We start from the raw sequence: 24,086 nt of genomic DNA on the forward strand, positions 1-24,086 counted from the left end.
CCCGCCGCCCTGTCCGGACCGATCAGTGATCGTGGCCGGCGTGCTCGTCGTGGCCGGACTCGGCGTCCGCGGCCGCCTCGGGCTTCGCGGACTCCGGCTGGCCGGTGACCACGGCCATCTCGACCGGGGCGAACTCCAGGTCCTTCTCCAGGACGGTCTCACCGGTCTCCAGGTCGACGGCCACGAGCTTCTGGGCTTCCGCGTCGGTGACGTAGGCGGTGTTCCCGGCCACCTTCAGGATCGGGCCGGGCTCCTGCCACTCGTCCTTCTCCTTCCACGGCTCGATCACCGGGTGCTCGGCGGTGACCTCACCGGTCTCCTCGTCGATCACGTTGACCTCGCCGTCGTAGGTCAGCACGACCGCGGAGCCGTCCTCGGCGCGGCCGAGCGAGCGGAACCAGTAGGACGAGCCGAGGTCCACGGTGGTGAGCGCATCGGTGCGGGTGTCGATGAGGGCGATCGCCGTGGGCCGCTCGACGGCCTCCTTCGGCTCCTCCTCGACCTTGTAGTCCCCCAGGACGATGGGCGAGTCGTGCAGCCCGAACAGATTCCCGGAGCGCTGGTACTCGGTCTCGACGTCCACCTTGTGGAACTCGCCGTCCCGGTACACGACGGGCCCGTTCTCGCAGCCCATCACGACGACGTCGCCCGCCTCCGTCGGCTGGGCCGCGGCCTCGCCGTGGCTGCCGGGGCAGTCGTCGGTCTCGGCCGTGACCTCGCCGGTCGTCGGGTCGATCACCTGGAGCGTGTTCCGGGAGTCCTCGGTGCCCTGCGTGGTGAAGAGGGTGCCGTCGGAGAGCTCGAGCGCCACGCCATGGTGCGGGTCCTCGGTCTCCGCCTCGGTCATGACGGGCAGGAGGTCCGGGGTCGCCTTGTCCAGGTGGGCCGAGTCGAAGGTCCGGATCGCGCCCGTGCCGTCCGCGAAGAGGGTGGTCCTGCCGTTGTGGGTGACGACGTGGCCGGGGTGCTCACCCGGGAACGTCACGCCGGTCATGCCGGGCGCGGACTCGTAGTTGTGGACGTGATCGCCGTGGGCCTTGGCCTGGATGCCGGTGGAGAACACCTCCCAGCCGTTCCCGGTGGTCACCAGGACGTCCTTGCCGTTGCCGGCGTTGCTCAGCCGCGTGAAGCCCGGGACGTCCTGCTCCTTCACCACCTCGCCGGACTCGGCGTCGAGCAGCGTGAGCCCGCCCTCGTGCGAGAGCAGGATGCGCGGGGTCACCGCGGAGACCTCGGTGGTCTGGGTCGGGTCGACGCGGTCCTCCTCGGAGACGGAGGAGGCCGCCCTCGCCTCACCCGCCGGTGACTCGGAGCCGCCCGAGGCGGAGGCGGGTGCCGACGTCGGGCCGGACGGGGCGGCGTCCGCGCCGCACGCCGTGAGTGCGATGGCCGCGGCGGCGAGGGTGGCGGAGCAGGCGGCGGTGCGCGTGGAACGGCGCTGCGGGGTGGAGTGGGACACGGGGAGCCTTTCACGAGAGCGAGAAGATGCGACTGATTCACAATAAAGACTGTTGCAGATGGTTCGCAATACGGCGGTGGGCGTCTGCCCGTCATCCCGGCACCGCCGACGGCGCGCCCCCGTCGCGGGAACCGGCACGTGACGCCACCCGTCCGCGGGCTGGGCCGGGCGCGGCGCGGATGCCTACGGTCGGCCCACCTGCCCACGGAAGGACCGCCCATGACCACTCCCGTCCTCGACCGTCCCGCACCGACCTCCGCCGCCGACACCCCCGACACCGCAGAACTCCGAGCCCGCTTCGCCCCCGTCTTCGCCCGGATCGCCGCGAACGAGGCCAGGCGGCGGGACACGGCCGTCGCGCCCCATGCGGCCGTGCGCCTGCTCGCCGAGACCGGCTTCACCGCCCTCCGGCTGCCGCGGGAGCGCGGCGGCTCCGGCGCGACCCTCACGCAGCTCCTCGACCTGCTCGTGGACCTCGCCGCGGCCGACGCGAACCTCCCCCAGGCCCTCCACGGGCACTTCATGTTCACGGAGCAGGTCGCCCGCGACGTCCACCCACGTCTGACCGACTGGTGGTTGGACGAGGTGGCCGCCGGGAAGGTCTTCGCCAACGCACTCGTGGACCCGCCGGCCGCGACCGGCCTGCCGGGCGTCACGGCCCGCCGGGACCCGCGCGACCCGGAGGCGTTCCTGCTGACCGGCACGAAGCAGTACTCCACCGGCACCCTGCTGGCGGACTGGACCCTGGTCGCCGCCCACGACGACGCCGGGGCCCTGCAGCCCCTCGTCGTCGAGGTGACCGGGCCGGGCGTCGAGGCCCGCGACGACTGGGACGGCATCGGCCAGCGCGGCACGGCCTCCGGCACCACCGTCTACACCGACGCGCCCGCCCCCGCCTGGCGCCGCGTCGACCTGGAGCGCCCCGCCGCCGCCCCCGGCTACCCGTTCCTGTGGCTCATCCTCGCGGCCACCCAGGCGGGCATCGCCCAGCGCGCGCTCGACGACTTCACCGAGATCCTCCGCCGCCGTTCCCGCTCCTACCAGCACGCCGCGAGCGCCAGCCCCGCCCACGACCCGGTCCTGCAGCACCAGCTCGGGGCCGCCGCGGCGCAGGTCCGCGCGCTGCGCTCCGTGGTCCTCGGCGCGGTCCCCGCCCTCGAGGCGGCGTACACCGCCGCGGCCGGTGCGGCGCCCGTGCTCGGCGCGGCCGCGACCGAGTCCCCGGACGACGGCGCCGCGGAGGCCTTCGAGGCCGCCCACACGGAGGCCTGGGTCGCCGCAGCCTCGGCGTCCTCCGTGGCGGCCGACCTGACGCTGCGGCTGACCTCCGACCTGTTCGAGACGGCCGGGGCGTCGGCCGTCGTCGCGGGTCCGGGACTCGACCGCCACTGGCGCAACGCCCGCGTGCTGGCCAGTCACACGCCCCTGCCGCACCGCCGCCGCCAGATCGGGGAGTGCCTGCTGCACGGCACCCCCGCCCCGCACAGCGCGGACGCGGTCGAGACCGCATCGTCCGCCGGCGCCGATCCGTCCCGCGACAGCGCCTCCCCGTCCCCCTCGACCCCCGCCGCCCCGAAGGAGCAGTGAGATGACGACGACCACCGACCGCACCGACACGATCTCCCGTCCCGCCGACGTCGGGACCACCGACTCGGGGGCGCCGACCACCGCGCACCCGGCCGACCGGCCCCAGTTCCTCGCCGCCCGCGCACGGCTGGCCCCCGTGTTAGCCTGGCTCGCCGAGACCGCCGCCGAGCGGGACCGTGAACGCGTGACCGATCGCGAGGCCACGGACCGCCTCGCCGCCGCCGGCTTCCCAGGGCTGCGCGTGCCCGAGGAAGCGGGCGGGGCCGGACTGACGTTCCCGGAGGCCACGCGCCTGTACGTGGAGCTCGCCGAGGCCGACTCGAACGTGCTGCAGGCCCTGCGGGTGCACGTCGTGAACGTGGAGACGGTGCTCGGCTCGCCGGACGGACCGCGCCGCGAGCGGTGGCTGCACCGCTTCGCCACGGGTGAGACGGTCGCGAACGCGACCACGGAGATCGGCAACCGCACCGGCCACTACGAGACCCGCCTGACGACGCGTCCGGACGGCTCGGCGGTGATCAACGGTCGCAAGGCCTATTCCACCGGGACGCTGTACGCGGACTGGACGATCGTCGTCGTCGAGGACGAGGACGGTGCCGAGCGCGCGGCGACCGTGCGCTCGGACGCCCCCGGGGTGACCCTGCACGACGACTGGGACGGATTCGGTCAGCGGCTGTCTGCCTCGGGGACCACGGAGTTCACGGACGTGGTGGTGGATCCGGAGGAGCTCACGCCGGTGGGCCAGTCCCTGGACGACGGCTCGTCGATCTTCGCCTCGCAGGCGATCTTCCAGTTCGTCCACCTGGTGGGCCTGACGGGCATCGCCCGCGCCGTTGTTCGCGACGCGGCGGCCTACGTGGCCGGACGCACGCGCGGCTTCTCCCACGGTGCGGCCCCGCGGCCCGGTGACGATCCGCAGGTGCTGCAGGTGGTGGGCGAGCTGGAGGCCGCCGCGTTCGGGGCGCAGGCGGCGCTCGACGCCGTCGTCGGGCCCCTGGATCGGGCGCTGCGGGCCGAGGCGGCGGGCGCACCCCTGGCCGAGGCCGAGGTGGACGCGGTGTACACCGCCGTCTACGCCGCCCAGCAGGTGATCGCCCGGGCCGCCCTCGACGCGGCGACCCGCCTGTTCGAAGTGGGCGGGGCCTCCGCGACGCTGCGCACGCGCGGGCTGGACCGGCACTGGCGCAACGCGCGGGTGCTCGCCAGCCACAACCCGCTGATCTACCGCGCCCGACTGCTCGGCGACCGGGCCGTCAAGGGCACGCCGCTCGGACGCCACTACCGGCTGGGCGGCTGAGCCACCGGCCGGTGCGGCGCGCGGCGGAGCCCCTCAGGCCAGGCCGCGCGCCGCATGCCAGGCGGCGATCCGCTCGAGCGCCTCGTGGACGGCGTCCGGGCCGGCGGCGAAGGAGAGGCGGACGAACTCGGGCCCGTGGACGGCGTCGAAGTCGTCGCCGGGGGTCAGCGCGACGCCGGCCTCCTCCAGCAGGGCGGCGCAGTAGCCGACGGCGCTGCCGAACTCCGCCAGCATGCCCGGAGCGAGGCGGGCCCACAGGTAGAAGGCGCCGTCGGCGGGGGCGGCGTCGGCCCAGCCGATCCGGGGCAGGGCGGCCAGCACGACGCCGCGCGTCGCCGTGAAGGCGGCCGCCTGCTCGGCACAGAACGCGTAGGACTCCTCGGTGAACGCGTGGACGGCCGCCTCCTGGGCGGCAGCGGGCGGGCAGAGGGCGACCGAGCCGGCGAGGCCGTCGACCGCGGTGGCGAGGTCGTCCGGCATGAGCATCCAGCCCAGCCGCCAGCCGGGCATGCCCCAGTACTTGGAGAACGAGCTGACCACGAGCGCGGTGCGGGAGGTGCGCCAGGCGCAGGCGCCGGGCCCCTGCCCGTCCGTGTGCACGATGCCGTGGTAGATCTCGTCCGAGACGAGCCGCACACCGCGTTCCTCGCACCAGCGGGCGAGTTCGGCGAGCTCGGCCGCGCTGACCATCGTGCCCGTGGGATTGGCCGGGGAGGCGAGCACGAGCCCCGCGACCGGGCCCTCCGCGAGCGCCGCCTCCAGGTGGGCGACCGTGGGCTGGTAGCGGGTGCCGGCGTCGACGTCCACGTCCACCACCTCCACCCCGAGCGCCGTGAGGATGTTGCGGTACGCGGGATAGCCGGGGCGCGGCAGGAGCACGCGGTCCCCCGGGGAGAACGCCGCGAGGAAGCCGAGCATGAACGCCCCCGAGGAGCCCGTGGTGATCGCGACCTGCTCGGGGCGCACGTCGAGCCCGTACCAGCGGCGGTAGTGGCCGGCGACGGCGGCCCGCAGCTCCGGCAGGCCCAGCGCCGGGGTGTAGGTGAGGGCACGGCCGGAGGCGTGGACGGCGGCGGCCGCGGCGTCGACGGCGGGAGGGGCGCCCCCGCCCGGCTCCCCCGCGCACAGGCTGACGACGTCGTGGCCGGCAGCACGCAGTGCGGCGACCCGGCCGAGGATGCTCATCACCGTGAACGGCGGCACCTGCGACCGGACGGACGGCGCGAAGGCGGGGGCGGCGGTGGGGGCAGGGGCGGACGGCGCGAAGGCGGGGGCGGCGGTGCTGGACCGGGACGGGCGATGCATGGCCCGAGGCTACCCCCCGCTTTCGTTCGGGAAACGGCGCCTCGGGGGCGACTTTCGTTGACGAAACGGGCGGGCGGGCCGCCGTTTCCCGAACGAAAACGTCGCGACACGCCGCCGTTTCCCGAACGAAAACGTCCGGCGCGCCTCGCGCAGCGCTCACTCCTCGGCGCCGAGCATCTCCCGGATGTCCTCGGCGGTGAGGGAGTCGGTGAAGGCGCCGGCTCCGGAGTCGTCGGACTCGTCCATGAGCGCGCCGAACAGCTCGGCCTTGCGCCGCTGCAGCTCGAGCACCTTCTCCTCGATCGTCCCCTCGGACACGAGCCGGTAGACCATCACGGTCCGCTCCTGCCCGATCCGGTGCGCCCGGTCCACGGCCTGCGCCTCCGCAGCGGGGTTCCACCACGGATCCATGAGGAACACGTAGTCCGCCTCGGTCAGGGTCAGGCCGAAGCCGCCCGCCTTCAGGGAGATCAGGAACACCGGCGCCTCGCCCTCGCGGAAGCCGCGGATCACGTCGGCGCGCCCGCGCGTGGAGCCGTCGAGGTACGCGTGCTCGATCTCCAGGTGGTCCAGCTCCTCGGCGATCACCCGCAGGAAACTCGTGAACTGGCTGAACACGATCACGCGGTGCCCCTCGCCGATCACCTCGGTGAGGTCGTCGAGAAACCGCTCGAGCTTCGAGCTGGGCACGGAGGCGTACTGGTCGTCGACGATCTGCGGCGCCAGCGCGAGCATCCGCAGCAGCGTGAGCGACGTGAAGATGGTGAACCGGTTGCCGTCCATGTCCCCGAGCAGGCCCAACACCTTGCGGCGCTCGCGCTGGAGCACGCGGTCGTAGAGCTTGCGGTGGGCCGGCTCGAGCTCCACCTGGAGGATCTGCTCCTGCTTGGACGGCAGGTCCTTCGCCACGAGCTCCTTGGAGCGGCGCAGCATGAACGGGCGCACGCGGCGGCGCAGGGCCGCCATCCGCTCGGGGTCCCCCCCGGTCTCGATGGGGGTCACGTAGGTCTCGCGGAACCGGCGGTGGCTCGGGAACAGGCCCGGCACGACGACGCCCAGCAGCGCCCACAGGTCGCTGAGGGAGTTCTCCATCGGCGTGCCGGTGATGGCCAGCCGGAAGGGGGCGCGCAGGTCGCGGGCCACCGTGTGCACCTTCGCGGCGCGGTTCTTCAGGAACTGTGCCTCGTCGAAGACCACCCCGCCCCAGTCGAGTCCGCCGTACTGGCCGGCGTCGATCCTCAGGAGCGTGTAGCTGGTGACCACCACGTCCGCCCCCGCCACCTCGTCCGCCACGGCGGTGCCGCGCTTGCGGGTGGTGGTGTCCAGGACGCGCACGTCGAGGTCCGGGGTGAACTTCTCGGCCTCGGCCGCCCACACGGACACCACGGAGCTCGGCGCGACCACGAGGAACGGCGGCCGCTCGGGCCGGGCCTGGCGCGCGTGGGCGAAGAGCGCGAGGGTCTGGACGGTCTTGCCCAGGCCCATGTCGTCGGCCAGGATCCCGCCGAGGTCCTGCTCCCACAGGAACGCGAGCCAGCGCAGGCCCTCCTCCTGGTAGGGGCGCAGGTCGGCCTTCAGGCCGGCGGGGCGCGGGGCCTCGGGGAGGCGCTCGACGGCGGCCAGACGCCCGACGGCGGCGGTCCACTCCGGGTCCTCGTCCACCTCGTCCGCGAGCTCCTTGAGGTCCTCCCAGAAGCCGACCTGGTGCCGTGAGACGGGGGTGTGCTCCGGGGTCCACTCCTGCAGGGTGGCGGCCTCGGAGAGCAGGGCGCGCAGCCGGTCGAAGGCGGGGTGGTCGAGGCCCAGGTAGGAGCCGTCCGCGAGGATCAGCGTGGTCCTGCCCTGCACGAGCGCGGTGAACAGCTCCACGAACGGCAGCACGTGCCCGTCCACGGAGACCTGCACGCCGAGGTCGAACCAGTCGTTCTGCGTGGCCTTCGTGCCGACCTCGATGCGCGGGGCGGCCTTCAGCTCGCGGTAGTCGGGGCGGTCGCCGGTGACGTCCACGCGCACGTGGTCCGCGCGCTGCAGCAGCGGCAGCACCTGCTCGGAGAACCGGGCGGCGCCCACGCCCTCGAGGACCTGCTCCTCCGCACGGCCGGCGCGCGGCCAGAGCTCGGCCACGGCGCGCAGCACCGCGTCCTCGTGCCGGGTGTCCCGCAGGGGGTCGCCGCCGGCGTCGAGGCCGAGTTCGCGGGGCGGGTCGAAGTAGAGCCAGGACCAGCGCAGCACGAGCTCGTGGCCGGGTCGGAAGTCGGCGCGCAGCCGCAGCACGGGCGGCTCGAACTCGGGCAGCTCCACGGAGGCGTCGCCGCTGGTCACGGGCAGGGCGCCACGCAGCCGCGGGTAGATCCGGCCGAGGAACTCCTCGCGGTCCGCGGCGGGCACGCGCACGGGCCCGCCGGCGAGCACGAGCTGCTGCACGGCCTCGGGGACGGGGCGTGCGGCGGGGATCAGGTGGAGCACGGCCTCCTCGTCCGTGAGCTCCACGCGGTAGAAGCCGATGCCTCCCACGGCGTGCACACCGCTCAGCCCGGGGCCGGGCGGGGCCGGGTCCAGGGACGGGGCCACGTCCAGACCGCCGTCGGGGGCGCGGGTGACGTCCAGCCCGACGGCGACGGGCGCCTCCAGCACCACGTCCGTCAGCAGCCCCAGCGGCACGAGCTCCACCCCGACCTCGCGGGCCTCCGCGAGCAGCTGCCAGATCCGCGGGGAGTCGAAGACGTGCAGACCGAACCAGGCGTCGCCCGGGTAGGAGTCCTCGGCCTGGACCTGACGCCAGATCAGGCGCATCGCCCGCTCCTGGGCGGGGGCGAACTCGGCGCGCGGGAACTGGAACGCCTTCCACGTCAGCCCGCCCTTGATCCACGTCCCCTTGGCCCCGCGCTTGAGCGGGCGCACGGTCACGTACAGCGGGCGGCCCTCGCGCACCTGCTCCTCCCCGGCGGTCGCCGGGCCCCACTGCTGGAACGCGTTGCGGGAGGACTCGGCCACGAGCTCCACGCCGATCGCCAGCGCGGGCGGCGTGCCCACCCGGCGCGGGCCGTGGAGTCCGGCCAGCGGCTCCATGACCCGTCGCCAGTCCAGGCCGGCAGGGGGTGGGGGTGCCGCCCCGTCCGCGGCCGGGGCGTCGAGGCCGGCCGGGCCGCCGCCGTCGTGGCCCCGGCCGGCGGGCGCGGGCAGCGCGTCCGCCGTGGTGACCATCTCGGCGAGCTTGCGGCGGGCGTCGTCGAGGGCCTGGTCGGCGTCGAGGCGGACCACCTGGTAGAGCGCGGCGGCCACGTGCTTGCAGTCCGTCCCGACCGGGCACGTGCAGCGCCCGCCCACCGGCTCCATGAGGGCGCCGGCGCCGTCCTCGGCGGCGTCGTCGTAGGCCTCCTGCAGCTGCACCTGCACCCGGTAGGGGCTGGGCGCGGTGCCCTGGACGGAGGCGCTCAGACGGCCGGTGGCGGCGTCATAGCGCAGGCGCCCCACGGCACCCGACGCGGCCACGGCGAAGCCGCGGTCCGCACTGGTGGGCCCGACGACGGCGCGGATGGCCTCGGTGCGCAGGTGCGGCAGGACGTCTCCGGAATCTGCAGTGGCCATAGCGAGCAGTCTTTCACGGACCGTGCCGGGCCCGCTCCGACCGACACCGGCCCGGCGGCGTGCCGACCACCCCGTTCCCGGGCCCGCACACCTGAGACCTTCAGCCCGACCCGCCCCGGACCCTAGAGTGCGCCCATGGCGTCCACACAGCCCTCCCCCGTCCCCGCCGGTGCCACGCCGGCGTCCCACACCTCCCCCCTCGGCCTGTCCCTGCCGGACGGCCGGGGCCGTCGCGTCCTCGTCACCGGTGCCACCGGGTACGTGGGCGGGCGCCTCATCCCCGAGCTGCTCGCCGCCGGCTTCGACGTCCGGGCCGGCGCCCGGAACCCCTCCGTCCTCGCGGACCGACCGTGGTCGGACAGCATCGAGGCGGTGGAGCTCGACCTCACCGAGGCGGACCTCGTCGAAGCCGCCATGCAGGACGTGCACACCGTGCTCTACCTCGTGCACTCCATGGGCGGGGGCGGCGACTTCGTGGCCCAGGAGCAGCGGATCGCGGACATCGTGGGCACCGCCGCGGACACGGCCGGCGTGGCCCAGCTCGTCTATCTCTCCGGCCTGCACCCGGACACGGTCCCCGTCGCGGAGCTGTCCGACCACATGCGCTCCCGCGCCCTCGTGGCCGAGCGTCTCGAGCGGGCGGCGACCCCGGCGCTGACGTTCGAGGCCGGGGTGATCATCGGCTCGGGCTCCACCTCGTTCGAGATGATCCGCCATCTCGCCGAGCGGCTGCCCGTGATGCCCGGCCCGTCCTGGCTGAGGAACCGGGTGGAGCCGCTGGCCATCCGCGACGTCCTGTACTACCTCCTGCAGGCCTGCGCCCTCCCGGAGCCCGTGCAGCTGAGGGCCCAGATCGGCAACGGACACCCCCAGTCGTTCGCGAGCGTGCTGGTGGACTACGCCAAGGCCGCCGGCCTGTCCCGACGCATCGTGATCCCCACCCCGTTGCCCTTGAAGACCCTGGCGGGCTTCTGGATCGGCATGGTGACCCCCATCCCGGTCGCGGTGGCCCTGCCCCTGGCCGCATCCCTCGCCGAGGAGGCGGTCGTGGAGGACCGCTCGGTCCGCGACCTCATCCCGGACCCGCCGGGCGGGCTGACCTCCTACATGGACGCCGTGCGGCTGGCGCTGAAGCGGGAGAAGGAGGGTCCCCTGGACGTCACCTTCGACGCGGACCTCCAGAGCTCCGCGGACCCGGCCGCCCCCCTGCCCTCGGATCCCGAGTGGGCCGGCACCACGGTCTACACGGACGAGCGCGAGCGCGAGTCCGACCTGCCCGCGCAGGAGGTGTGGCCGGTGATCGAGTCGGTGGGCGGCGCCAACGGTTGGTATTCCACCCCGCTGCTGTGGAAGATCCGCGGGCTGATGGACAAGTTGGCCGGCGGGCCCGGCCTGACCCGCGGCCGGCGGGACCCGGACCACCTGCGACGCGGCGACGCCGTGGACTGGTGGCGGGTGGAGGACGTGGAGCCGGGGCGGCGGCTGACCCTGCGGGCGGAGATGAAGGCCGGCGGGCGGGCCTGGCTGCAGCTGAGCACCGAGCCGCGGGAGGGCGGAGGCTCCGTCTACCGCCAGCGGGCGGTCTTCATGCCGGACGGCCTGCTCGGACGCGCCTACTGGACCGCCATCCTGCCCTTCCACGCCGTGGTGTTCCCGGAGATGGCCGCGAACATCCTGGCCGAGGCCCAGCGCCGGCACGACGGCGGCGAGCGTCCCCGCACCCGCGGCCTGCTGCGGCCGCTGGTGGACCGGCTGCCCCTGCGTCGCAACCCGTTGGACAGGCGAGCCCGCGGCGCCGGCGGTGCTCAGTCGCGGGACTGACCGTCGGGGCCACGCCCCCAGCGGGGCCGGGGGCGTGCCCGGGCCGCCCGGCGCAGCCACCGCCGCCCGGGGGACAGCCGAGCCCAGTTGACCTGCAGGGTGGTGACGGCCATCCGGCCCTGCCGCACCCGCTGGCGCAGGGAGTGGAAGATGCGCCCGGCGACCTCCACCCGCAGGTCCGGATCGAACCGGATCCGGCGGCCGGCCAAGGCCAGCTGGAAGGACAGGTCCAGGTCATCGTGCACGTCCCCGCGCTCGCGGTGGACGCGGGTCCGCACAGCCTGCCACGCCTCGGCGCGCAGGGCGCAGTTGGAGCCCCAGACGGGGGTGGCCGCCACCGCGGCGCCCGCCCCCCAGCGGTACGCGCCGGTGTAGAGCGCCGCCCGCACCTGTCCCCGGAGGCCGGGCTGGTCGTGGAAGGTCCCCGGCCCGGTGAGGGCGTCGAGCCCGGGGTCGGCGTCGAACCGGGCCACGATCCGTTCGAGCCAGTCCGCGGGCATCCGCGTGTCGGCGTCGCAGCGCACCAGCAGCTCCCCGACCGCGGCGTCCAGGCCGGCGGCCGCCGCGGCCGGGACCCCGCGGCGCGGCTCGTGCACCACCCGCGCGCCGGCGGCGCGGGCGAGCATCGCCGAGTCGTCCACGCAGCCGTTGTCCACCACCACCACCTCCAGCGCCGGCCGGCTCTGGGCGGCCAGCAGGGCGAGGCACACGCGCAGGTGCTCGGCGTCATCGAGCACCGGGACGACCACGGAGACCGTGGGGCGGGCCGGGGTCACCGGGTGCGCTCCCGGCGCACGGCGAGGGCGGCGCCGACCCCGGCGCCGACGAGGTCGGCGGCGAGGTCGCCGATGGTGTCCGTGTAGCCCACACCGATCTCGGGGGTCACCGCCGTGTGCCCCCACCATTCGGCCAGCTCCCACACCACGCCCAGGGCCACGGCGGCGGCCGCGATCCCCAGCCCGGCCAGGCCCGGGCCGAGCAGCGCCACGGCCTGCCCGGCCTCGGTCCCCCGACGCCGGAGCCATGCCCCCACCACCAGTGCCGTCAGACAGGCGACCACGGCGGAGGCGGCGGCGTGCACGAGCAGGTCCAGCGACGGCACCCGCGGGTAGAGGCCGATGACGCTCAGCCACCCGGCCAGCAGCAGGACCGCCTGCGCGGCCCAGTCCAGGACTCCGCCCGGGGCGAGCCAGCGGGTGAGCCACTGGGAGCCGAACACGAGCAGCATCGCCGCCGCGGACGGCCATCCGGCGTGCACAGCCGCGACCGGGACGAGGATCAGGCCGAGCGCGCGCAACAGGTCTGCGGGGATCAGCGGCAGCATGTCAGCGATCGCCCGGGTGGGGGCGGCGTCCCGGCCGACGGCCGCGCCGACCGGCACGAGGACGGCTCGTCAGCAGCAGCCAGAGCGCCGGCAGCAGCAGAGCGGAGCCGAGCGGGTAGGCGAAGTCCTCCACGGGCGCCTGGCCCACGTAGACACCCAGCAGCAGCTCATGGCCGTAGTCGAAGAGCCCCGCGGCGATCATCACGTTGTCGAAGACCGCCGTGAGCACCCACAGGGCCACCAGGGTGGCCGCCACGGCCCGCAGGTGCCCGCCGCGCACGCGGCCGACGAGGGCGGCGCCCACGAGCACGGCCAGGGCGAAGCCCACGAAGACGAGGACGAGGTCGAGGAAGGTCACCGGCTCCCCCCGTCGGTCGGATCGGCCGGCGTCGCGGCACGTCCGTCACGTCCCCGGCCGCGCAGCAGGCGCAGCGCCCCGGTGAACAGCACCATCGTGATCTGGCTGAGGAAGAGCAGGAAGAACCCCTCCTCCAGGGGCAGCTGGGGAGCGAGCATCACCCCGGTCATGTAGGGCGACTGCCGGTGCAGGAACACGCCTTCGGCGATCCCCCACAGGTCCCAGGCGACGAAGTAGGCCACCCCGGCGGCCAGCACCAGCAGCGCCGGGAGCGGGCGATGCCACAGGAACAGCTCGAAGCGCCGGTCCACCAGCAGCATGCAGCCGATGACACCCAGCAGGGCCAGCAGGTAGATCATGCCGCCGCCCCCCGGGTCAGCGCCCACCCGATCAGCAGCAGGGTCACGAGGAAGCCGGTCACGTAGTTCAGGGGGAGGAACAGCTGCCAGCCGCGGTGGGCCGCGCCCGAGGTGGTGTCCGTGATGCGGCGGAAGCGCAGGGTGTTCACCACGTAGGGCACGGCCAGCAGCGCCGCAAGGGGGCCCGGCGGGTCGGTGGCCAGCAGCAGCAGGCCCGCCGCCGCGTACAGGCCGGCGGCGAGCAGGACGGTGCGCCGAGCGCCCAGCACGGTGGCCACCGAGGCCAGGCCCCCCTCCCGGTCCGGCACCACGTCCTGCACCGCCCCGAACATCTGCGAGGCCATGCCCCACAGGAAGAAGGCCCCCAGCAGCGCCGCCAGGGCGGGCGTGGGGGTCGCCCCGGCCAGCACGAGGCCGTAGACCGCGGGGGAGACGAAGTGGGTGGCGGAGGTCGCGGCGTCCAGGAAGGGCCGCTCCTTGAACCGCAGCCCCGCCCAGGAGTACGCCACCACCGCGAACAGGCTCACCGCCAGCACCAGCACGGCGGCCCACTCGCCCCGCACGGCGGACCAGCCCGCGAGCACGGCCACGAACGGGACGGGCAGCAGCACCGACCACACCAGCACCCGGCGGCGCACCGCGGGGTCGCCCAGCACGGAGCCCTCCACGCCCCCCTTGCGGGGGTTGCGCAGGTCCGAGGCGAAGTCGAACACGTCATTGATGCCGTACATGGCCAGGTTGTAGGGCACGAGGAAGAACACGACGCCCAGGACCACCAGCCACGCGGGCAGCCCCCCGGTCAGGATCGCGGCGGCGGCGAACGGGTACGCCGTGTTCACCCAGCTGACCGGCCGGGACGCCCAGAAGAGGGTGCGGATCATGCGCCGCTCCCCCCGGGGCCCGCGGGCCGGGCCCTGCGCGCGTCGTGGCGCAGTTCGTCCCGGACCACTTCGGCGGAGATCAGACACATGGGCACCCCGATGCCCGGGCGCACCGAGGAGCCCGCGTACATCAGGCCGGCCACGTCCGCGTCCCGCACCGAGGGACGGAACATGGCCGACTGCGCCAGCGTGTGCCCGGGGCCCAGCAGCGAACCCCGCCAGGCGTGCACGTCCGCGGCGAAGTCACCGGGCCCGTAGGTGCGCCGCACCACGATGCGCTCGGCCAGGTCCGGGATCCCGGCCCAGCGGGCCAGCTGGTCGAGGGCCCGGTCCGCCACGGCCTCCACCTGGGCGTCCCCGGCGCGGTCCACCCGCCAGCCCTCGCCGTCACGGACCCGGATGCCGCCGCGCCCCCACCCCGGCTCGGCGGGGGCCGGGACGAGGATGAAGAGGTTCTCGTCGCCCTCCGGGGCCACGCCCGGGTCCGTGGCGGAGGTGCGCGAGACGTAGATCGACGTGTCCGCGGCGAGGTCCTCTCCCCGCTCGATGCGCCCGAAGTTGTCCTCCCAGTCCGCCGTGAACAGCAGGGTGTGATGGGCCAGCTGGGGCAGGGATCCGCGCACCCCCACGCACACGAGCACGCCGGAGGGGCCGGGGTCGCGCCGGTCCCACGTGGACTCCGCGACGCGCCGGCCGGGAGGCAGCAGACGGGTCTGCACGTGGTGCAGGTCCGCGGCGGCCACCACCACATCGGCGTCGAGGCGTCCCGCGGCGCCGTCGTCGGACCGCCAGGCGACGCCGGTCACCTGGCCCGGGCGGCGACGTCGACCCTCGTCCCCGCGGGCTGCTCCCGGCCTGGGCAGGCGGGCGGCCAGGCGTCCGAGGCGGCCGGCGGGGGCGGGACGGTCCACCACCTCGACGGCGGTCGCCTCGACCCCGGTGCGGATCTCCACGCCGGCCTCGCGCACGACCTCCGCCATGGCGTCCACGAGGGCCGCGAACCCGCCGAGGGGGTACTGCACGCCGTCGGCGAGGTCCAGATGGGACATCAGGTGGTACATGGCGGGGGCACGGTCGGGGGACGTGCCGAGGAAGACCGCCGGGTAGCCCAGGATCTGGCGCAGCCGGGGATCCTGGAAGCGGGCCGCCACGTGGGAGCGCAGGCCCCCCAGCAGCTGGGGCCCGAGGGCCGGCAGGGCGCGCAGGACGTCCGGGTGGGCCAGGGCGGCCGGCCGGCGGAAGTCCGTGTAGAGGAAGTGCTCCTTGGCGAGCCCGTAGATCCGGGACGCGGAGTCGAGGTAGGCCCGCAGCCGGCGCCCGGCGCCGGGCTCGAGGGACTCGAACAGCGTCTCCGCGTGGCCGGTGCGCACGTCCACGGGGGGCTCGTGGAGGTGCCCCTCGAAGTACACCCGGTAGCCGGGGTCCAGACGGCGCAGGTCCAGCCGTTCGGCGGCGGAGGTCCCCATGAGGCGGAACCAGCGGTCGATCACCTCGGGCATCAGGTACCAGGAGGGCCCGGTATCGAAGGTGAACCCCGCCTCAGACCAGCGTCCGGCACGGCCGCCCAAGACGGCGCCGCGCTCCAGCAGCGTCACCCGGTGCCCGTCGCGGGCCAACAGGCCCGCCGTGGCCAGTCCGGCGAACCCGCCGCCCACCACCACGGTGCGCGGGCCGAGAGCGGTGTCCCGGGCGCTCATCGGCGGCCTCCCCGGCGGCCCCGTGCCAGGACGCGGGCGGCGATCCGGGCCTTCTGATGGTCCGGCACCCGGACACGGCGGTGGGCCAGCTCGGCCGCCGGGGTCGCCTCGATCCGGTCCACCAGGGCCGCGAACAGTCCGTGCGCCAGGGCCACGGCGCGCCCGGCCCCGGGGTCCAGGACACGGATGCCGGGCAGGGCGGCGTCGAGGTCGGCGCGGACCTCGGCCACGAGCTCGGCCTTGCGGGCCTCGGTGAGCACGCCCGGTGCGGCACCGGGCAGGTAGGTGCGGCCCAGCTCGTGGTGGTCCGCGGCCAGGTCCCTGAGGAAGTTGACCTTCTGGAACGCCGCCCCCAGCCGGGAGGCCTGCGCGCGCAGCTCCTGCCGCTGGCCCGGGGTCCGGGCCCGCGTGCCGGGGAGGGAGAGGAAGACCTGCAGGCACATCAGCCCCACCACCTCGGCCGAGCCGTGGATGTAGGCGTCCAGCGACTCGGCGCCGTGCTCGCGGATCCCCAGGTCCGCGCGCATGGAGGCGAAGAAGGGACGGGTCAGCTCCGGGGTGATGCCGTGGCGACGGGCCACGTCGGCGAAGGCGTGCAGGACCGGGTCGGTGGCGAAGCCCGACGCCATCGCGGCCTCACACGCCCGCTCGTAGTCGTCCAGGGCGGCGCGGACCCCGGCCTCGTCGAGCCCGGCGGCCACCGCGACGCCGTCGACCACCTCGTCGGCGACGCGGACCATGGCGTAGATCGTGGCCACGTCCTGGCGTGCCTGCCGGGGCAGGGTGCGGCAGGCCCAGGAGAAGGACGTGGAGTAGCGGCGGATCACCTGGGCCGCTGCGGCGTGGGCCGTCCGCGTGTACAGCGCGGCAGGGCTCGGGGTGGGCGCGGCCATCTCAGGACCTCCGGGTCAGCACGGCGTGGCAGGCGTCGGCGAACTCCGCCCGGACCGTCTCGTCCAGGGGCAGGGCCGCGATGCGCTCGCGGGCGCGGACGGTGAGCTCGGCGGCGACGTCGAGGGCGTGCTCCCGGGCACCGGCCGCCTCGAGGGCGCGGCGGGCGGCCTCGATGTCCGCGGGGGTGGCCGGGCCCGCGTCGAGCAGGGCGCGGACGGCGGGGATGCGGCGGCCGTGGGCGGTGAGCACGGTGGCCTTGCCCTCGCGCAGGTCGCCGTCGGCGGACTTGCCGGTCTCCCCGGGATCGCCGAACACGCCGAGGACGTCGTCGATCACCTGGTAGGCGGCGCCGAGGTCGGCGCCGGCCTCGCCCATCGCCCGGGCGAGGTCGGGATCCGCCCCGGCCAGGAGGGCGCCGGCGCGCAGGGGCGCGCCGACCGTGTAGTGCGCCGTCTTGAGCCGTTGCATGGCGAGGATGCGGTCGGGATCGGGCTCCTCACCGGTGTGGCGGGACAGCCCCAGGAGCACGTCTTCGAGCTCGCCGGCCGCGGTCACGGCGGCGGCGTCGAAGACGACGGCGGCGGCCTCGGCGGCCCGGGCGGTGTCGGCGGCACAGGTGGCGGCGAGCCGGAACGCCTGGGTGAGCAGGACGTCCCCCGCGATGAGGGCGACGGCGACCCCGGCGTGGGCGGCGTCCGCGGCGGGCACCCCGCGGGCCTCGAGGCGGTGCCGGGCGGAGGCGTGCACGGCGGGCTGGCCGCGCCGCAGCACGTCCCGATCGATGACGTCGTCGTGGACGAGCAGCGCGGTGTGCAGCAGTTCGAAGGCGGCCCCGAGTCGGTCGACGGCAGCGCGGCCGGACGGAGGGACCGGGTCGGCGGTCGCCAGGCGCCAGCCGAGCTCGACGAGACGGGGGCGGATGAGCTTGCCGGCGCCCACATGGACGTGGAGCGAGTCGAGCAGCTCGGCGAAGGCGGCGGATCCGGGTGCCTGGGCCGCGGCATGTCGGAGCGCGGCGTCCAGCTCGGCGGTCACCCCGGAGAGCGCGGCCTCGCCGCCCGTCCTCGCTTCACCCATGGCGCCTCCTCGGTGGCGGACACGACGCGGCACCGACCGCCGCATCTGTTCGACCGTCTAACTTCTGGACGCAGAAGACACTACGGGCCGCGCCGGTCCCGCGTCCATGCGCGGCGGTCCCGGGCGGCGCGATCTCACGACGCACGGGGCCGCCGTCGGGATCAGGCGTCGGCGGACGCCGTCTCCAGGGTGATCTCCGGGTCCACGATCTGACCCTCCCACTCACCGGAGACCCCGTACACGACGCAGTGCTTCTCGTCGGTGCCGTAGTTGCCCAGCTCGGAGGAGGTCAGGACGGCCCCGTTCAGCTGGTCCTCCTTCTCCTCGCTCAGGCGCTGGGCCTGGGCGGTGCAGGTCTGGGCGGCGGCCGGGTCGGCCTCCTCGCCCTCGGCCACGGCCGGCACGGCCCACAGGTACTCCGCGGTGTGGGCGCCCTCGCAGTCGGTGGTCTCGAAGGAGGACAGGTCACGGGCGCCGAGCGGGGCGGTGAAGCACGTGCCGGCCTCGTAGTCGGCCGGGGCCGCGGACAGCGACGACGCCGAGGCGGACGACGACTCCGCACCCTGCGCGGACGCGGAGGCGGGCGCCGTCGTCGAGGCGGACGCGTCGGCGTCGGACGAGTCCTGACCGCCGCACGCGGTGAGGGCCAGCAGCGCGGCAGCGGACAGGCCGGCAAGACGGGCGGAACGGGACAGGGCGGCGAAGGCCATGGGGGTGCTCTCCTCGAGTGACGTGGGACGCGCCGGGGTGTGGCGCCGACCTCAGCACTCTAGCCACGCCCGGCCGTCGGGATCGGGCGGAGGTGACGTGGCCCACATCTGATGGGCGGCCCGGCTCGCCTGCCACACTGAGAGGCATGCAGACCCCGGCCACGCCCTCCCCGCACGACCGCCCCTCCCCCCTCGCCCGACCGTGGATGGCGGTCGCGGACGTCCCGGTCGCAGGACCCGACGACGTCGAGCGCGTGGTCCTGCTGTCCCCGGCGGGCGAGGCCGTGGGCACGGAGGCCAAGGCCACGGTCCACCGCCGCACCGAGGACGGCGGCACGCCCCTGCACCTGGCCTTCTCCTGTCACGTGTACGACGAGGCCGGCCGGTTCCTGCTCACCCGCCGGGCGCTGGGCAAGGCGGCGTTCCCCGGGGTGTGGACCAACGGGTTCTGCGGGCACCCCGGCCCCGGCGAGTCCCCCGCGGAGGCCGTGCTGCGCCGCGCCCCGCAGGAGCTGGGCGTGGAGGTGTCCGACGTCGTCGAGGTGCTCCCCGACTTCCGCTACCGGGCCGCAGACGCCTCCGGCATGGAGGAGCACGAGATCTGCCCGGTGTTCCGGGCCCGGATGCACGGCGACCCCGCCCCGGAGCGGGACGAGGTCGCGGAGTGGTGCTGGGTGGAGCCGGCCGATCTGGCCGCCGCCCTGGCCGCCGTCCCCCGGGCGTTCAGCCCGTGGCTCGTGGAGCAGTGGCAGCAGGGGGCGTTCGACCCGCGGTGAGCGGCCGGCGCGGCGACGCCGTGCGGGCCGTCAGCGGCCGTTGACGTCGTCGAGGTGGGCGGCGGTGGACTGCACGGCCTCGTCCTGCGCCGGCTCGGCGTCGCCCTGCTGGCCCTGCTGCTCCTCGGCCAGGCGGCGGACCTCTGCGATGTCGAGGCCCTTGACCTGGTCGAGCAGCTGCTCGAGCGCGGTGCCCGGCAGGGCGCCGGCCTGGGAGAACACGAGCACACCGCCGCGGAAGGCCATGAGCGTGGGGATGGAGGTGATGCCGGCCATCGCCGCCAGCTGCTGCTGGTCCTCCGTGTCGACCTTGGCGAACACGACGTCGTCGTGCTTCTCCGAGGCGGCCTCGAACACGGGGGCGAACTGGCGGCACGGGCCGCACCAGCCGGCCCAGAAGTCCACGAGCACGGTGTCGTTCTCGGCGACGGTGGAGCCGAACTCCTCGAGGGTCAGGTCCTTGGTGGCCACGGTGGGTCCTTTCGTCAGCGGGGCCGACGCGCTCACGCCGGCGATCGTCCTGCCGACCACAACGGACACCCCGCCGCACCTATTCCGCCTCACCCCGCTTTCGTTCGGGAAACGGCGGCGTGTCCCGGCACTTTCGTTCGGGAAACGGGCGCCTCCCCGCACACCTTCGGGGCCGAGACGGGAGCCGTCGTCGTCGCTTCCTAGACTGACCGCATGACCGCCACTCCCGCCCTGCCCCTGCTCGTGCTCAACGGCCCCAACCTGAACCTGCTCGGCACCCGCGAGCCCGAGGTCTACGGCACGGCCACCCTCGACGACGTCCGTGCGCTCACCGAGGCCCGCGCGGCCGAGCACGGGCTGACCGTGGACTTCCGACAGTCCAACCACGAGGGCGAGCTCATCGACTGGATCCAGGAGGCCCGCACCTCCCACGCGGGCGTCCTCATCAACCCCGCCGCGTACTCGCACACCTCCATCGCCATCCGGGACGCCCTCGCCGCCGTCGACCGGCCGATCGCCGAGGTGCACATCTCCAACGTCCACCGGCGCGAGGCGTTCCGGCACCACTCGCACGTCTCCGCCGTCGCCGACGTCGTGATCGCCGGGGCGGGAGTCCAGGGCTACGCCCTCGCCGTCGACTGGCTCGCCGCGGCTGTGCGCGGCTGAGCGCTGGTCAGGACCCGCCTGGCCGTGCCTAGGGTCGGTGGTACGAGCCGGTGGCCACATCAGGGCGCCGGCACCCGACGACGAAGGAGTCACGCCATGGGCACCCAGGATCCCCGCGCCCGTCTGCTCGAGAAGCTCGCGAAGGTGAACGTCTGCATGCTGACCACCGCTGAGCGGGACGGCACGCTCGTCACCCGCCCGATGGGCCTGCAACAGGCCGAGGACGGCGGCACGCTCTGGTTCCTCACGCGCGCCACCTCCGACGTCGCCGCGGACGCTCCGCAGCGCCCGGTCAACGTCGCCGTGCGGGACAAGGACTTCTGGGCCTCCCTCGCGGGCCACGGTCAGCTCGTCCGCGACGACGCGCGCAAGAAGGAGTTCTGGAACCCGGCCACCGAGGCCTTCTTCGGTGAGGGCTCGAGCCCCGAGGATCCGCAGATCGTGCTCGTGCGCGTGGACGTGCAGACCGCCCAGTTCTGGGAGTCCCCGGGCGCGGTGGCCACCGCCGTCGAGCTGGTCAAGGCCAAGGTCACCGGCGGGACCGCCGAGCCGGGCGACAGCGAGACCGTCCGCTTCTGACGGCGCTCCCCGACGCCGGCCCCGCGGCTTGCCCGAGGACGGGCCGGTGGGCGCCGCGCGCGGGGCCTCGGCAGGTCAGTCGACGTCCTCGGCCGCCAGCTGGCCGCATGCGCCGTCGATCTCCTTGCCACGGGTGTCGCGCAGGGTGGTGGGGATGCCGGCGGCGTTGAGCCGGTCCACGAACTCGCGCGTCACGTCCTTCTCCGAGGCGGTCCAGATGGAGCCCGGCGTCGGGTTCAGCGGGATCGGGTTCACGTGCACCCAGCCCTTGCCCCGGGCGTTGAGCTTCTTGGCCAGCAGGTCGGCGCGCCACGCGTGGTCATTCATGTCCTTGATGAGCGCGTACTCGATGGACACCCTGCGCCCGGTGGCCACGAAGTAGTCGTACGCGGCGTCGATCGCCTCGTCCGCCTTCCAGCGTGAGTTCACGGGGATCAGCTCGTCGCGCAGCTCGTCGTCCGGCGCATGCAGGGACAGCGCGAACGTCAGCGGCACGCCCTCCTCGGCCAGCTTCCGGATGGCCGGCACCAGGCCGACGGTGGACAGCGTGATGTTCCGCGCGGACATGCCCAGGCCCTCAGGCGAGGGGTCCACCATGCGGTGCACGGCGGCCATCACGCGCTTGTAGTTGGCCAGGGGCTCACCCATGCCCATGAACACGACGTTGGTGACGCGGTCGGCGTCGTGCCCGCCATCCTTGCGCTTGCCGCCCAGTCCGCCCTGGGCGATCACCTGGTTGGCCAGCACGATCTGCTCCACGATCTCCGCCGTGGACATGTTGCGGGTCAGCCCGGCCTGGCCCGTGGCGCAGAACGGGCAGTTCATCCCGCAGCCGGCCTGGCTGGACACGCACAGCGTCACGCGGCCGGGATACCGCATCAGCACGGACTCCACGAGCGCGCCGTCGAACAGCCGCCACAGGAACTTGATGGTGTCCCCGCGGTCGGTCTCCATGCGCCGGACCTCGGTGAGCAGCGGCGGGAAGAACGCCTCCGCGATCGCCTCCCGCTTGTCCTTGGGCAGGTCCGTCATCTGCTCCGGATCGGTGGTGTAGTGCTCGAAGTAGTGCACCGAGAGCTGCTTGGCGCGGAACGCCGGCAGCCCGATCTCCTTGGCCTTCTCCTGCCGCTCCTTCAGCGTGAGGTCGGCCAGGTGCGTGGGCGGCTGGGAGACGCGCGGCTGCTTGAACTGCAGCTGCGGTCGGCCGTCCGGGCCCATCGGCTGGGTCCAGCCCTCGGTCTTCGGCATCACCTGGGGGCGCTCGGCGGTGGCGGCCTCGCGGCGCTTGGGCGCGGAGAGCTGGTGGCCGACGCCGGCGCGGCGCATGCGCTCCCGGTCCTCGGCGAGCTGGCGCGCCTCGGACTCGTCGATCAGGCCGCGCTCGGGGCGGCCGAGGGCCGGCTTGCCGGCGCGGTCCCTCTGGCGGTTCGGGGTGGGCTTCGATCCGGGGCGGCGGGGCTGGTAGTCAGACATCGGCACCATTCTCCCAGACGGGGCGGACATCGCGGCGGGTCGCCTCCGCGACGACGGCGCCGCGCGGCTCCGGCATCCGGGACAGCCCGCGCAGGGCCCAGCCCACGACGACGCCGCGCACCGTCGCCGGCAGCGGCCGGTACACGGTGCGCGCCAGCCCCCAGAGGCGTGCCTCCCGGACGGAGTCCCGCCCGCTCCAGGACCAGCCGAGGCCGGCGCGCACGCGCCCCGGGAGGAGACCGGCGGTGACGAACCGGGCCAGGGGCATAGCCGCTCGCAGCGGCGCGGGGACGCCATGGCCGGAGAACAGGTCGGCGGCGACCCGCCGCGCGTCGTCCGTGACCTCGAGCCGGGCCACCCGGTCGTCCCAGTAGTCCGCGAACGCCGCGCGGTCGACCGGCCAGGCGGAGGCGGGGACCCCGAGGCTCGTGGCGAGCGGGGCGTACCCGCGGTAGAGGCGGTCGGCGTCCTCGGCGTCGAGGGCGCCCCACATCCGGCGGCGCACCTGCTCCCCCATCGCGTAGAGGGTGGCGGCCACCCAGAGCTGGGCGTCCGGGTCGGCGGCGTCGTAGGGCTGGCCTTCGGCGTCGACCCCGCGGACCGGGCGGTGCGCCGCCCGCACCCGGTCGACGACCGCGTCGCGCGCCGGCGCGGCCTCGGGGAGGGTGACCGCGTAGATGTAGGCGAGCGTGTGGCGGAGCCGGCGCATCGGGTCCTCGGTGAACCGGGAGTGGACGGCGACGCCGGCCCCCACCGGCCGGTGCGCCACCTGGAGCAGGATCGCCGCACCGGCACCGGCGAGGATCACGGCCTCGCGGGCGAGGGCGGCCGCGGAGGTCGGGGCGGAGTGGCAGTCGGGGCGCATGGTCCCAGCCTCGCACCGGGCCGGGCGGAGGGGCAGGGGGCCGAGATGAACGGTGCCGTTCACCTTCTGTTCATCTTGCTGTTCGCCTGCCGCTCGTGGCGCCTCGACACGAAAGTAGCGTGATGGCGCCGATTTCGCGGCATACAGGCGGGCGCAACAGGGTGTCACAGGTCACGTTGGTGAACACGGAGTTGCACTCCGGGAGGAAATCTGTAAACTTGTTCACAAGCAGTTCACCTAGCGTTTACGGAACGCGAGGTTGGGACTCCACCGAACCCATCACCCGCGGCCCCGCCGCGACGATCCGCCGGACTCATGGTCCGGCAACCGAAGGAGGTGCTCACCGTGAGCATCAACACGACCAGCCACCACCTGCCCGCCACCCCGAGCCCCCTCATGCAGCGCCACGTGCTCCAGCGCGTCGAGGAGACCCTCCTCCGCCGCTTCGAGGGCACCGTCACCGCCGAGACCGTCCGCTCGGTCGTCCGCGAGGTCGTCGCCGACCTCAAGCGCGGCGCCCGCATCACCACCTTCCTGCCGGCCCTCGCCGAGCGCGAGGCCACCCGCCGCCTCCAGGCCGCGACGCCGGCCCACGAGGCCATGGCCGTCGCCGCCTGATCCCCCATACCGACGCGACGACCCGTCGGCCCGCCCCGCGAGGGGCCGTGGCCGGCGGGTCTTCTCGCCTCCCCGGACGCTTTCGTTCGGGAAACGGCGGGCCCCAGGACGCTTTCGTTCGGGAAACGGCGGGCCCCAGGACGCTTTCGTTCGGGAAACGGCGTTACTGCTCCTTGCTGATGAGGCCATCCGGCACCTCCGCTCCTGGGCGCCGTTCCATCGCCGCCCACGCGAATCCGGCGTGCGGCGCCGTTTCCCGAACGAAAGCACCGCGACACGCC

General features: G+C 74.6%; 22 protein-coding genes. 7 read left to right on the forward strand and 15 right to left on the reverse strand.

What is annotated here, in order from left to right; translation table 11 throughout:
- Positions 1-22 precede the first annotated feature (22 nt).
- On the reverse strand, positions 23-1,459 hold the full coding sequence (locus AC0VX0_RS10645) for a PQQ-binding-like beta-propeller repeat protein (RefSeq protein ID WP_002857376.1): 1,437 nt from the start codon (positions 1,457-1,459) through the stop codon (positions 23-25).
- A 219-nt stretch (positions 1,460-1,678) separates the two neighbouring features.
- Here AC0VX0_RS10645 and AC0VX0_RS10650 point away from each other — a divergent pair, with 219 nt between their 5' ends.
- Both AC0VX0_RS10650 and AC0VX0_RS10655 read left to right on the forward strand, forming a co-directional pair.
- Positions 1,679-3,046: an acyl-CoA dehydrogenase family protein gene (locus tag AC0VX0_RS10650; RefSeq protein WP_002857374.1), complete on the forward strand. Its 1,368-nt coding sequence runs from the start codon at positions 1,679-1,681 to the stop codon at positions 3,044-3,046.
- Position 3,047: 1 nt separating this feature from the next.
- Complete coding sequence (locus AC0VX0_RS10655; RefSeq protein ID WP_002857372.1) at positions 3,048-4,343, forward strand: acyl-CoA dehydrogenase family protein; 1,296 nt, start codon at positions 3,048-3,050, stop codon at positions 4,341-4,343.
- A gap of 33 nt (positions 4,344-4,376) precedes the next feature.
- Here AC0VX0_RS10655 and AC0VX0_RS10660 read toward each other — a convergent pair whose 3' ends face one another.
- Positions 4,377-5,648: an aminotransferase class I/II-fold pyridoxal phosphate-dependent enzyme gene (locus AC0VX0_RS10660; protein ID WP_475451657.1), complete on the reverse strand. Its 1,272-nt coding sequence runs from the start codon at positions 5,646-5,648 to the stop codon at positions 4,377-4,379.
- 156 nt (positions 5,649-5,804) lie between these two features.
- Positions 5,805-9,236 carry a DEAD/DEAH box helicase gene (locus AC0VX0_RS10665; protein ID WP_036340482.1) on the reverse strand — a complete coding sequence of 1,144 codons (3,432 nt, stop codon included), beginning with the start codon at positions 9,234-9,236 and terminating at the stop codon, positions 5,805-5,807.
- A gap of 135 nt (positions 9,237-9,371) precedes the next feature.
- On the opposite strand from AC0VX0_RS10665, the gene AC0VX0_RS10670 reads away from it, so the two are divergent.
- A complete protein-coding gene (locus AC0VX0_RS10670; protein ID WP_061866792.1) occupies positions 9,372-11,057 on the forward strand; it encodes an SDR family oxidoreductase in 1,686 nt (561 codons plus the stop codon).
- Here AC0VX0_RS10670 and crtX read toward each other — a convergent pair.
- The 9 genes from crtX to AC0VX0_RS10715 all read right to left on the reverse strand — a co-directional run bounded on the left by crtX (position 11,042) and on the right by AC0VX0_RS10715 (position 18,357).
- Entirely contained in the window at positions 11,042-11,833 is a 792-nt protein-coding gene (gene crtX, locus AC0VX0_RS10675; protein ID WP_061866791.1) for a C50 carotenoid glucosyltransferase CrtX, read from the reverse strand. The two genes, AC0VX0_RS10670 and crtX, sit on opposite strands and share 16 nt — an antisense overlap.
- Entirely contained in the window at positions 11,830-12,438 is a 609-nt protein-coding gene (locus AC0VX0_RS10680) for a DUF2238 domain-containing protein (protein WP_144825831.1), read from the reverse strand. The genes crtX and AC0VX0_RS10680 overlap by 4 nt, the downstream gene beginning before the upstream one ends.
- Entirely contained in the window at positions 12,383-12,739 is a 357-nt protein-coding gene (gene crtYh, locus AC0VX0_RS10685; protein WP_144825832.1) for a C50 carotenoid gamma-cyclase subunit beta CrtYh, read from the reverse strand. The genes AC0VX0_RS10680 and crtYh overlap by 56 nt, the downstream gene beginning before the upstream one ends.
- Positions 12,736-13,125 carry a C50 carotenoid gamma-cyclase subunit alpha CrtYg gene (gene crtYg, locus AC0VX0_RS10690; protein WP_101966186.1) on the reverse strand — a complete coding sequence of 130 codons (390 nt, stop codon included), beginning with the start codon at positions 13,123-13,125 and terminating at the stop codon, positions 12,736-12,738. Before crtYg ends, crtYh begins: the two co-directional genes overlap by 4 nt.
- Positions 13,095-13,979 (reverse strand): prenyltransferase, encoded by an 885-nt coding sequence (locus AC0VX0_RS10695; protein WP_101966187.1) that lies wholly within the window; start codon positions 13,977-13,979, stop codon positions 13,095-13,097. The genes crtYg and AC0VX0_RS10695 overlap by 31 nt, the downstream gene beginning before the upstream one ends.
- The gene (gene crtI, locus AC0VX0_RS10700; protein ID WP_101966188.1) at positions 13,976-15,676 is read right to left on the reverse strand and encodes a phytoene desaturase family protein; all 1,701 of its coding nucleotides are present in this window, start codon (positions 15,674-15,676) and stop codon (positions 13,976-13,978) included. Before crtI ends, AC0VX0_RS10695 begins: the two co-directional genes overlap by 4 nt.
- On the reverse strand, positions 15,673-16,569 hold the full coding sequence (locus AC0VX0_RS10705; RefSeq protein ID WP_063189943.1) for a phytoene/squalene synthase family protein: 897 nt from the start codon (positions 16,567-16,569) through the stop codon (positions 15,673-15,675). The genes crtI and AC0VX0_RS10705 overlap by 4 nt, the downstream gene beginning before the upstream one ends.
- Before the next feature lies 1 nt (position 16,570).
- Positions 16,571-17,647, reverse strand: a complete 1,077-nt coding sequence (locus tag AC0VX0_RS10710; RefSeq protein WP_010079993.1) for a polyprenyl synthetase family protein — start codon at positions 17,645-17,647, stop codon at positions 16,571-16,573.
- Between the two features lie 161 nt (positions 17,648-17,808).
- Positions 17,809-18,357, reverse strand: a complete 549-nt coding sequence (locus tag AC0VX0_RS10715) for a hypothetical protein (protein WP_020626537.1) — start codon at positions 18,355-18,357, stop codon at positions 17,809-17,811.
- 146 nt (positions 18,358-18,503) lie between these two features.
- Here AC0VX0_RS10715 and idi point away from each other — a divergent pair, with 146 nt between their 5' ends.
- Positions 18,504-19,133, forward strand: a complete 630-nt coding sequence (gene idi, locus AC0VX0_RS10720) for an isopentenyl-diphosphate Delta-isomerase (RefSeq protein ID WP_036340461.1) — start codon at positions 18,504-18,506, stop codon at positions 19,131-19,133.
- 30 nt (positions 19,134-19,163) lie between these two features.
- Here idi and trxA read toward each other — a convergent pair whose 3' ends face one another.
- The gene (gene trxA / locus AC0VX0_RS10725; protein WP_052001250.1) at positions 19,164-19,604 is read right to left on the reverse strand and encodes a thioredoxin; all 441 of its coding nucleotides are present in this window, start codon (positions 19,602-19,604) and stop codon (positions 19,164-19,166) included.
- A 213-nt stretch (positions 19,605-19,817) separates the two neighbouring features.
- On the opposite strand from trxA, the gene aroQ reads away from it, so the two are divergent.
- Positions 19,818-20,270, forward strand: a complete 453-nt coding sequence (gene aroQ / locus AC0VX0_RS10730) for a type II 3-dehydroquinate dehydratase (protein WP_100058711.1) — start codon at positions 19,818-19,820, stop codon at positions 20,268-20,270.
- Positions 20,271-20,366: 96 nt separating this feature from the next.
- The gene (locus AC0VX0_RS10735; protein ID WP_377636491.1) at positions 20,367-20,849 is read left to right on the forward strand and encodes a pyridoxamine 5'-phosphate oxidase family protein; all 483 of its coding nucleotides are present in this window, start codon (positions 20,367-20,369) and stop codon (positions 20,847-20,849) included.
- Between the two features lie 75 nt (positions 20,850-20,924).
- Here the strand turns inward: AC0VX0_RS10735 and rlmN are convergent, their stop codons facing one another.
- Together rlmN and AC0VX0_RS10745 are read right to left on the reverse strand one after the other, a co-directional pair.
- Complete coding sequence (rlmN, locus tag AC0VX0_RS10740; protein ID WP_459536866.1) at positions 20,925-22,097, reverse strand: dual-specificity RNA methyltransferase RlmN; 1,173 nt, start codon at positions 22,095-22,097, stop codon at positions 20,925-20,927.
- A gap of 217 nt (positions 22,098-22,314) precedes the next feature.
- Positions 22,315-23,187 (reverse strand): oxygenase MpaB family protein, encoded by an 873-nt coding sequence (locus AC0VX0_RS10745; RefSeq protein ID WP_355504772.1) that lies wholly within the window; start codon positions 23,185-23,187, stop codon positions 22,315-22,317.
- A 345-nt stretch (positions 23,188-23,532) separates the two neighbouring features.
- Here AC0VX0_RS10745 and AC0VX0_RS10750 point away from each other — a divergent pair, with 345 nt between their 5' ends.
- On the forward strand, positions 23,533-23,805 hold the full coding sequence (locus tag AC0VX0_RS10750; RefSeq protein ID WP_081091283.1) for a three-helix bundle dimerization domain-containing protein: 273 nt from the start codon (positions 23,533-23,535) through the stop codon (positions 23,803-23,805).
- Positions 23,806-24,086: the final 281 nt, after the last annotated feature.

Source organism: Micrococcus sp. iso_26, from assembly GCF_056172975.1.

Excerpts from the sequence above, each read along its gene's own strand:
- AC0VX0_RS10650 (WP_002857374.1), top strand. The coding sequence starts at position 1,679 with ATGACCACTCCCGTCCTCGACCGTCCCGCACCGACCTCCGCCGCCGAC.
- AC0VX0_RS10655 (WP_002857372.1), top strand. The coding sequence starts at position 3,048 with ATGACGACGACCACCGACCGCACCGACACGATCTCCCGTCCCGCCGAC.
- AC0VX0_RS10660 (WP_475451657.1), bottom strand. The coding sequence starts at position 5,648 with ATGCATCGCCCGTCCCGGTCCAGCACCGCCGCCCCCGCCTTCGCGCCG.
- AC0VX0_RS10665 (WP_036340482.1), bottom strand. The coding sequence starts at position 9,236 with ATGGCCACTGCAGATTCCGGAGACGTCCTGCCGCACCTGCGCACCGAG.
- AC0VX0_RS10670 (WP_061866792.1), top strand. The coding sequence starts at position 9,372 with ATGGCGTCCACACAGCCCTCCCCCGTCCCCGCCGGTGCCACGCCGGCG.
- AC0VX0_RS10695 (WP_101966187.1), bottom strand. The coding sequence starts at position 13,979 with ATGATCCGCACCCTCTTCTGGGCGTCCCGGCCGGTCAGCTGGGTGAAC.
- crtI (WP_101966188.1), bottom strand. The coding sequence starts at position 15,676 with ATGAGCGCCCGGGACACCGCTCTCGGCCCGCGCACCGTGGTGGTGGGC.
- AC0VX0_RS10705 (WP_063189943.1), bottom strand. The coding sequence starts at position 16,569 with ATGGCCGCGCCCACCCCGAGCCCTGCCGCGCTGTACACGCGGACGGCC.
- AC0VX0_RS10710 (WP_010079993.1), bottom strand. The coding sequence starts at position 17,647 with ATGGGTGAAGCGAGGACGGGCGGCGAGGCCGCGCTCTCCGGGGTGACC.
- AC0VX0_RS10715 (WP_020626537.1), bottom strand. The coding sequence starts at position 18,357 with ATGGCCTTCGCCGCCCTGTCCCGTTCCGCCCGTCTTGCCGGCCTGTCC.
- idi (WP_036340461.1), top strand. The coding sequence starts at position 18,504 with ATGCAGACCCCGGCCACGCCCTCCCCGCACGACCGCCCCTCCCCCCTC.
- aroQ (WP_100058711.1), top strand. The coding sequence starts at position 19,818 with ATGACCGCCACTCCCGCCCTGCCCCTGCTCGTGCTCAACGGCCCCAAC.
- AC0VX0_RS10735 (WP_377636491.1), top strand. The coding sequence starts at position 20,367 with ATGGGCACCCAGGATCCCCGCGCCCGTCTGCTCGAGAAGCTCGCGAAG.
- rlmN (WP_459536866.1), bottom strand. The coding sequence starts at position 22,097 with ATGCCGAAGACCGAGGGCTGGACCCAGCCGATGGGCCCGGACGGCCGA.
- AC0VX0_RS10745 (WP_355504772.1), bottom strand. The coding sequence starts at position 23,187 with ATGCGCCCCGACTGCCACTCCGCCCCGACCTCCGCGGCCGCCCTCGCC.